At 57.5% G+C, this 8597-nt stretch carries 8 protein-coding genes; 3 read left to right on the forward strand and 5 right to left on the reverse strand.

Going from position 1 to position 8597, the window contains the following annotated elements; all coding sequences use genetic code 11:
* Positions 1 to 654 (forward strand): hypothetical protein (locus tag IRZ31_RS18015; RefSeq protein WP_297156190.1); only part of this gene is annotated, 654 nt, incomplete at its 5' end.
* A gap of 149 nt (positions 655 to 803) precedes the next feature.
* A complete protein-coding gene (locus IRZ31_RS18020; RefSeq protein ID WP_297156193.1) occupies positions 804 to 1361 on the forward strand; it encodes an NYN domain-containing protein in 558 nt (185 codons plus the stop codon).
* 145 nt (positions 1362 to 1506) lie between these two features.
* Here the strand turns inward: IRZ31_RS18020 and IRZ31_RS18025 are convergent, their stop codons facing one another.
* From IRZ31_RS18025 to IRZ31_RS18040, 4 genes are all read right to left on the reverse strand, one after another.
* Positions 1507 to 2304: a polyprenol monophosphomannose synthase gene (locus IRZ31_RS18025; RefSeq protein WP_297156195.1), complete on the reverse strand. Its 798-nt coding sequence runs from the start codon at positions 2302 to 2304 to the stop codon at positions 1507 to 1509.
* Between the two features lie 7 nt (positions 2305 to 2311).
* Complete coding sequence (locus tag IRZ31_RS18030; protein WP_297156197.1) at positions 2312 to 3409, reverse strand: lysylphosphatidylglycerol synthase transmembrane domain-containing protein; 1098 nt, start codon at positions 3407 to 3409, stop codon at positions 2312 to 2314.
* A 21-nt stretch (positions 3410 to 3430) separates the two neighbouring features.
* Positions 3431 to 4468 carry a decaprenyl-phosphate phosphoribosyltransferase gene (locus IRZ31_RS18035; protein WP_297156199.1) on the reverse strand — a complete coding sequence of 346 codons (1038 nt, stop codon included), beginning with the start codon at positions 4466 to 4468 and terminating at the stop codon, positions 3431 to 3433.
* A 356-nt stretch (positions 4469 to 4824) separates the two neighbouring features.
* Positions 4825 to 5511: a Crp/Fnr family transcriptional regulator gene (locus tag IRZ31_RS18040; protein WP_112428693.1), complete on the reverse strand. Its 687-nt coding sequence runs from the start codon at positions 5509 to 5511 to the stop codon at positions 4825 to 4827.
* A 530-nt stretch (positions 5512 to 6041) separates the two neighbouring features.
* Between IRZ31_RS18040 and IRZ31_RS18045 the strand changes: the two genes are divergently transcribed.
* Complete coding sequence (locus tag IRZ31_RS18045; protein ID WP_297156202.1) at positions 6042 to 7073, forward strand: P-loop NTPase; 1032 nt, start codon at positions 6042 to 6044, stop codon at positions 7071 to 7073.
* Between the two features lie 329 nt (positions 7074 to 7402).
* On the opposite strand, the gene pheA is transcribed toward IRZ31_RS18045, so the two are convergent.
* Positions 7403 to 8359, reverse strand: coding sequence for a prephenate dehydratase (gene pheA, locus IRZ31_RS18050; RefSeq protein ID WP_297156204.1), 957 nt, complete (start codon positions 8357 to 8359; stop codon positions 7403 to 7405).
* Positions 8360 to 8597 lie beyond the last annotated feature (238 nt).

Here is an 8597-nt window from a genome sequence, read left to right on the forward strand (position 1 = left end):
ACCCTTTCTACCACCCCTCCCTCGTTCGACCCCTGCACCTGTCAAGCTGACAACAGTGACCCAACACCCGACCCTCTGCTCACCTGTGTTCAGGCCGGTCGCTTCCGCACTCCCAGCTCCCCCTCGACCTTCATTGCAGCGATCGAGACGGTCGAAATGCAGCGAGTACTGCCCCCAACCAGCCCAGGCCCAATCACGCCTGAAGCCTCTCCCTCTTCCTCCACGATCCCAGCGAGCAGCCCAGCTACCCCCGAGAGCATCTCCACCCCACCCGCTCGCGATCTCCCCGCGAGGGAGCAAGCACCTCTGCGCCCACCACTAGCCTCGCCTGCGGCTACCTCCTTACCCTCGCAGCAGGCTATCCCCAGCCACAATCTACCTTCCTCCCCATCGTTCACCTCTCAAGCAACCTCCCAAGCCGCTTACCACCAGGCAAAACGCATTGCCACATCCAAGGAACCCCCCCATCCCACAAGAAGCGCATTTCCTCTCTGGCTCTCTCTACCTCTGCTGGCCCTGCTCACTCTTGCCTTGGCAACGGTCTTGCTCGCCGAACTCTCATCCGCCTTTGATGCCTTGCTGCTCAGAGCCATCCACATTGATATTCGTGGGACTATCAACCTCTTCCTCCAATGGATACAATGGTTTCACTGAACATACACCTGAAGGCACCAGGCAAGGAGAGCAGAACCTTTGTCCGCCTGCTATACCACTCACGCGGCCAGTACCCTGAGCCGGACCGAGCAGCTTGTTGGATAGAGGAGGCTTTCCCTGGTGAAATGTACGAGAGAGGATTATGAACAATGGGACAATACATTCTTGTCGATGGCTACAACGTGATTCGACGCAATCCACAGTTTCGCGCCGCCCTGGCTCAAAGTCTGGAAAGCGCCCGCCAGCTGCTGATCACTCAACTCGCCCACCGCTATCGCCATACCCCCTACCAGGTCACGGTTGTCTTCGATGGATCAGGCAAACACGAGCAACACCTCTATGAGAGACGTATCCATATTATTTATTCACAACATGGCGAAAACGCCGACCAGGTCATCGCTCGCCTCGCCCGCGAGGCCAGGGCCGCCGGACACGAGGTCCAGCTTTTTAGCGACGATAGCGAAGTACGTCAAGCTGTCATCCGTCAAGGGGGTCTGGCCGACTCCACTCAGGGCCTGGCTACGCGCCTGAACGCTCCTCCACGCCGTCTGGCCCAGCGCTTCGCCCACCAGATGCGCATGCGCGCCCTCTATGGACTTGACCCTTCCTTCAAGCTGGAAGACTACGAAGATGAGGCCCCTTTTTCCAGGCACCGTCGACCTCAGCGCCACCAGCCACGAGGCACACCCAAAAAAAGACGCTACTGAAGCGACCTCACACCCGCCACCAGCATGGCAAAACTGTTCAGCCGCTTCAGCAGCGCTCGGCTGGTCCGCTCTCTGTCCCTTCCAAACCTTGGCAGGGCCGCCCACAGAGAGGCATAGCGAGTCACCTCACCGCCGATTCGCCAGATTAACGGGAGGTCTCAGGCACCCGCTCCTGCTCCTCCTTCTCAGCGGCTTCTCCCACCAGAACGGCCTTACGCCGTACCGGTGGCGGCAGCTGTGGCTTGCGGCTAAACCGAGTACGTAGTACAAAGAGAAAGCCCTCCAAGACGATGGCCTTCGACATCTTGGAGTGGCCTACTCGCCGATCAACAAAGACAATCGGCGTCTCGACAATGCGAAAACCCTGACGCCAGACCCGATAGACTAGCTCGACCTGGAAGGCATAGCCACGCGAGCGAATCGAGTCGAGATCGATACTTTCGAGGACCTCACGACGATAACAGCGATAGCCAGCCGTACAGTCACGCACCGGTAGACCCAGCACACTACGCGCAAAAATATTGCCGCCACCACTGATCAAGCGTCGCAAGAAAGGCCAATTGGGTGTGGCACCACCTTTGATATAGCGTGAACCAATCACCAGATCGGCCTCTTCAATCAGACGCAGAAAGTCAGGCAGGTAGCGCGGGTCATGTGAAAAGTCCGCATCCATCTCAAAAGCGGCATCATAGCCATGATCCAGGGCATATTTGAAGCCTGTGATATAGGCTGTGCCCAGTCCGAGCTTCCCTGGACGATGCAGCACATGCACCCGCGCATCCTCTTTGGCTAGCTCCTCAGCCAGCTCTCCCGTACCATCAGGAGAATGGTCGTCCACAACCAGCACATCCGTCGCTGGCGCATAGCGAAAGATCTCCCCAATAAGGGGGCGCAGGTTGTCTTTCTCGTTGTAGGTAGGAATGATGATCAAGGTTTTCATCATCGATTGCTCACTCTCCGTTGCTTAGAGGTGCCGATGCCCGGGATAGATTGTAGCTTCCATCGGCTTCAGGCAATGTTGCATCAGAATCCGCAACTGTTGATAAATACACCTTTCCTTCCTCATAAGCCTCTGGCTCGAAAAGTTTTTTGTATTGAGTAAGACGCAAAACAAGCAATGCGATAACACCGAGCGCCAGGCCAAACCACAGCGTACAGAAGCGAATCAGCAGTGTTGCAGCGCCACCAATGACAGAGGAGGAGGAAACCAGCAGGCGGATCAGACCAAGCAGGCTACCATCGGCAGTGCCTAGACCACCCGGCAGGCCGGAGGCTGAACCGACCAGGGAGGAGACCGCCAAAATAAAGGTGGCCTTGAGCAAGAGGTCAGGCGAGGCCGGCACCCCCAGGCCGAGAAAGACAAAATAGAGCGCCAGACACTCCCCCGACCAAGAGAGAAAACCGATAGCAATCGCCAACAACAGAGGTCGCCAGCGGAGCAACGTATAGGCACTCTCATAGAAAGCACGCAGCGGCTGCGCCAGGCGCGCCAATAGAGGTAGCCGCTCGCCGGCTGCGAGCACCCTCAAAGAAAAAGTACGATGCTGGATCAGTAAGATGATTCCTAAGCCCACCACCAGAAGAGTCAGCAGCACTTCCCAGCCAAAGCGATAGAAAATCAGACCTGTGGCAGCCAGGAGGAGCATCGCCAGCCCATCTGAAAGCCGCTCGGCCATAATGATCGGAGCTGTCCGGCTGATTGGTTCTCTCGTCGCACGCTTGAGAAGATAGGACTTCAGCAGCTCTCCCACCTTGCCCGGCGTGATGGCCATCGACAGCCCCGATAGAAAGATCAGGAAGCTAGTCAGGCGCGGCAGGCGAATCTGTAAACGCTGGAGATAATACTGCCACTTGACAAAGCGGAAACAGTAATTAAAGAGCGTCAAAGAGAGAATCAAAGGCAGGAAGGACCAGCGGAAGCTCGCTAGCGCGCTCAACATGCGCGGGAAATCCGCATAGAGACCTATCGCCACCAGGACGATAAAGGCCAGCACCAGAGAAAACACTATGCCTGTGCGCACAGTCCGAAGCCGGCTCGCAGTCAACATAGGCCGATGATCCTCCACTTGCTAGGACGGGAGCACGTAAAGCACCACAAAGATTACTGCAGCACAGAGCCCGACTGCCGCCAGAGTGGGGCGATCACGCAACAGCACCTCCTCGGGGCTGCCCCCCTCCATGCGCATATAGACCAGATAGAGATAGCGGAAAAGCCCATAGAGCACCAGGGGGATCGTGACCATGAGATGATGATCTCCCGTTGGACCCTGGAAGGTATAGAGGCTATAGGCCATAACCGTCGCAGCAGCCGTAATGGTGATCATCTGGTCCAGCAGGGGCAGACTGTATTCCTTGAGGATCTGCCGATGAGTGCTGGCCTCGTCCTGTAACAATACAAGCTCATGCCGCCGCTTGTTGAGAGCCAGAAACAGCGAGAGCAGAATAGTTACTAGATACAGCCAGGGAGAGATGACGACTGAGATGACTACAGCTCCCGCCAGAATACGTAGCAAGAAACCGCTCGCTATAATAAATACATCTAGCAATACGACGTGCTTGAGCCGCACACTGTAGAGCACCATGAGGACCACGTAGGTTGTTAGCACAAGGGCAAAAAGCAAATCACCGCCACCAAGGGAGCTATAAGGTAGATGTTGGCCTCCCAGCGGAATGGCAAAAATAGCCAGTGTGAGCAGCGTCGCCGCCCCCAAGAGACCCCCCATAGTCACCCAGGCCCATGAGATCGGTAGACGACCCGAGGCCAGGGGACGATTGCGTTTGCGCGGATGATGCCGGTCGCTCTCCAGATCAAGTAGATCATTCAGCAAATAAATAAAGCTTGAGACAAGGCAGAACGCTATAAAGGCGAGCAGAGCATGGATCAGCGGAGCAACTTCCAAAAGACGCTTCGCAAAGAGAATGCCCACAAAGACAGCCAGATTCTTCGTCCACTGGCGCGGACGCAGGGCCTGCAGCAAGGCCCCAAGACGGCTCCAGAACGTTACCGCCCTCTTCACCGCCACCTCCTCCCCCCCGCCGCTGACCAATGTCGCGTTTTGCTCGACCGGCTGCGATTGCTCTCTTTGATCGGTCAACGCTTCGTTCAATGGTCAAACGCTCCCTTCGCTGCCTTTAAACTGCACAATCCTGCAGGGCGACTACCCTAACCTTTGAGTGAAGACGAGTAGCGGGGAAAGGGAGTAACAGACCTGGCAGGAAGTCCGCCTTCTATCTCAGCCCCACCCCCTTTGCTCTGCCTCTTCCCCAGCCTTTGTTGATCTTCAGCCAGCAAGCCGGCAGGGAGACAATATCTTCCTCGACTGCTCAGGGCGAGCAGCAGACCCCGGAAGCCAGGCCCAGACATGGACAGAACAGACAAGGAGGGAGATTAGACATGATGAGAGCTACTGGACTTTGAGATAGGCGCCGGCCAGCCGGCCAGCCAGTGCTCTCTACTCGCTCGCTAATAAATGCGCTCTTTCAGCTCAGCTGGCCTCCGGAGCGTAATCCGATGATGACCAGTCGAGATATACCCCTTGGCAGAAAAATAACCCAGCACCTTATTGACGCTCTCACGCGAGGCTCCAACCATTGCAGCCAGATCCTGCTGAGTAAGTCGGATATCAATACGCACGCCGTTCTCGGTGGGCACCCCATGCAGCTCGGCAAGTTCGAGCAGCTTCTTGGCCACTCGCCCCGGCACATCAAGGAAGATGAGGTCTTCAATCATTCTATCGGTGTTGCGCAGGCGGCGCGAGAGTGACTCTAACATATGAATGGCAATTCGCGGATTCTTGAGAATGGCGCGGTGAAAGTCGTCACGCTGCAGGGTATAGCACTCGACGCGCTCCAGAGCTACCGCATCCGCCGAGCGCGGCAAGCCGTCCAGAAGGGCAAATTCACCGAAATATTCGCCTTTCCCAAAAATGACCAGGGAGATCTCCTGACCATCCGGACTGTTGATCGCAATCTTGACTTTGCCCTCCTTGATAATGTACAGTACCTGCCCCGGATCATCGCGGTGGAAGATGACTTCGCCGGGACGAAAGATTCGCTTCTTGGCGACCGCCATGAGCTCGCGGAGATCATCATCGGGAAGTTCAGCAAAGCTCGATACTTGCTTCAAATATAGCGTCTCATCTGTCGACATAGGCTATTCCTCCCCTGGTCGTAGGTGGCGGGACAGGTGACGGTCGTACTCAAATGAGTAAGCAAGTGGTCGTGCGTGTCGTGAGCGAGGGCACCAGACAGCTCCGCTCTATCAGCAAGCGCCGGCACAAAACGCCCGGCCCTTTCTTTGATCAGACAACTCTTTCACTAACCAGGCTGCTGACATACGCCCGACTGCAGCCTTCGCGGCCATGATAGCATACAGCCTTTGGGTGCGCAATGCCACAAGAAGGCTCTCTTCTCATGACTTCGCTTGCTTTTTTACTCCATCTCCATCTCACCAGGATACAGGGTAGGGCCGGCTCGGACGGGCTGGTGCACCTCTCCCCCGGGAGCAGAGCATAGCCAGAGCCAGCTTCCCTGTGCTATAATACTTAGTGCACAAGTCGGAATTAAGTGCGCGAGCCACTTTGCTAAACCGACATAGGCACAAAAGAGAAACACCAACGTCGACCTGTCCGCTCTCGGCTGACAGGGACGGGTCGGCGAGAGGACGGGGTATCAGCTGATATGGCGGAGCTTATTACTGCCGATATGGTTATTCATGATGTGGTAACCAAGCACCCGGAGACTGTGAAGGTCTTCCACGGGTACGGGTTGCCCTGCACGGCGTGCGCGGTCGGTTCCCGCGAGAGCATCGCTGGGGGAGCACGCACCCATCGTCTTCCTCCCGAGAAGCTGGACTTATTGCTCAAAGACCTTAACGCCGCTATCAAGGGCGAGCCAGTTTCGGTCGCACCCAAAAAGGCGCCCGTTGGACGGGGCATTCCGCTGACAATGGCTTCTGGGGGCGGGCGCAAGATCAAGCACGTGATCGCCGTGATGAGCGGCAAAGGGGGCGTTGGCAAGTCGCTTGTCACCGGGCTGCTGGCGGTTTCTCTGCGGCGTCAGGGCTATCGAGTCGGCGTGCTCGATGCCGATATCACCGGGCCAAGTATGGCGCGCATGTTCGGCCTGAGCGCTAAACCGACGATGTTGTCCGATAACCGCATTCGTCCGGTCGAGAGTCGCGGTGGCATTAAGGTCATCTCGATGAACATGTTCCTGGGAGAGGAGAGCGACCCGGTGATCTGGCGCGGGCCAATGGTGGCCAAGGCGATCCAGCAATTCTACAGCGATGTCGAATGGGACCTGCTCGATTTCTTGCTGGTCGATTTGCCGCCCGGGACCTCTGATGCGCCGCTGACGGTGATGCAGGCCGTGGTCCCCGATGGCGTGGTCATCGTCTCCTCACCACAGCTGCTGGCGACGATGGTGGTCAAGAAGTGCATTAATATGGTGCGCCACCTGAAGGGCACCATCATCGGCGTGGTTGAAAATATGGCCTACTTCGAAACTCCTTCGGGCGAGCGTTACGAGATCTTCGGCCCCAGTCAGGGCGCCGAGCTAGTCGCTATCACCGGAGCCCCGCTGCTTGCACAACTGCCGATTGATCCCCAGGTCGCCGCTCTTTGCGATGCAGGACGCGTTGAAGAGTACGAATCGTCGGCCTACCAGCTGCTGGCGGAGAACTTCCTGAATACGCTGAAGATCAAGCGCTAAGTCCTAGCCCGTTGCTTCTTCTGCCGCGCTGGTCGCCTTCAAGCGGTCGGCTGGCGAGTGACGCCTCCCCCTCTCGCTCACTATGGCCCCGCCACTCGCTAAGCCATTAGTTCCCAAGAGGAGAGGGATACGTGAGAGGAAGGAGGCACGGAGCCGGAGAGCGCTCTGAAGCATAGCCAGGATAAGTGGGGCACAGCGGGACACTGAGGCGAGGAAAGCTCAGCAAGGATGCGCTACGCTGTGCCCCGCCAGGTTCTCTGCGCCGCCCTCCGTCTTGCTCTCTTCTGGCTCTGGCATGGCCTTCTCACCAGGCCTTCAGCGCGAGTCGACTAAATGCGGCGTGGGAAGGAGCCGAGGACTTTGCAAAAGGTAGTATACTGCGCTAGATCGGCCAGGGCACTGCGCACAGCTGGATCGTCGCGGTGCCCCTCGAAGTCGAGATAGAAGACATACTCCCAGACGCGCTGGCGCGAGGGGCGCGATTCCAGCTTGAGCAGGTTGATGCCCCGTTCAGCAAGCACGCCCAGACAGCGGTAGAGCGCCCCAGGCTGATGCGGCGTCGCCATGACAATCATCGTCTTGGCCGGACCTTCACGTCGTGACGCCGGATCACGCCCCAGAGCGATGAAGCGCGTGTGGTTATCCTTGATGGTTTGGATGCCTTCGGCCAGAATCTGCAGGCCATATAGCTCTGCTGCCGCTGCTCCAGCAACAGCAGCTACACCACGCAGATTCTGCTCGCGAATCATTTTAGCGCTACCAGCAGTATCATAGCTCGCAACAACCTCCACACCCAGCTCGCGCAGAAAGGCATCACTCTGGGCCAGAGCCTGCGGATGGGAGATCACACGCTTGATATCGCTGAGCTGCTGCCCGGGTAAGCAAAGCAGGCAGTGGTTCACCGGCAGGCTGATCTCACCAATGACAAAGAGATCGTACTGGCGCAGCAGATCATAGACCTCATTGATACTGCCGGCCTGCGAATTTTCTACTGGCACCAGGCCATAGTCGACCGCGCCAGCGGCAACGGCGTGAAAGACGTCCGCAAAACTGCGATAGGGCTGCGGCTCGCTGGCAGGGCCAAAGTAGGCCCGCACCGCTTCATCGCCAAAGGCCCCCCGCTCTCCCTGAAAAGCCACGCGAATGGTAAGGCCCTCGCTCCCCCTGGCATCAGTGGTGGCTGGTCCCTCCTGCCTTCCTCCTGCGACCGAGGCCGTTCTCGCGGCGGGGGTGGCCGGCTCCTCCAACGGCGGACGATTCTGCTCATGCTCTAGCGATTGCACCATCAAAGATACCTTACTCCTCACATATATAGTTGCTCTCGATTGTCCCAATTCCTGTTTCCACTGTCAAGAGGAAAGATTGACGCTGGCCGAGACAGGATAAGGAGAGGCAAGGGCGTCGGGCCCGGCAGTCAGATAGCGCCCATTGGTGTGGAGCAAGGTAGAACCTCCCTCGGCCAGCGTACCAGATAACCTCTGTACCTACCCCCTCCTATCGGCCCCGGGCTCGTTGAGGCATCGC

The sequence above is a fragment of the Thermogemmatispora sp. genome, from assembly GCF_019683635.1.
Lineage (GTDB): Bacteria > Chloroflexota > Ktedonobacteria > Ktedonobacterales > Ktedonobacteraceae > Thermogemmatispora.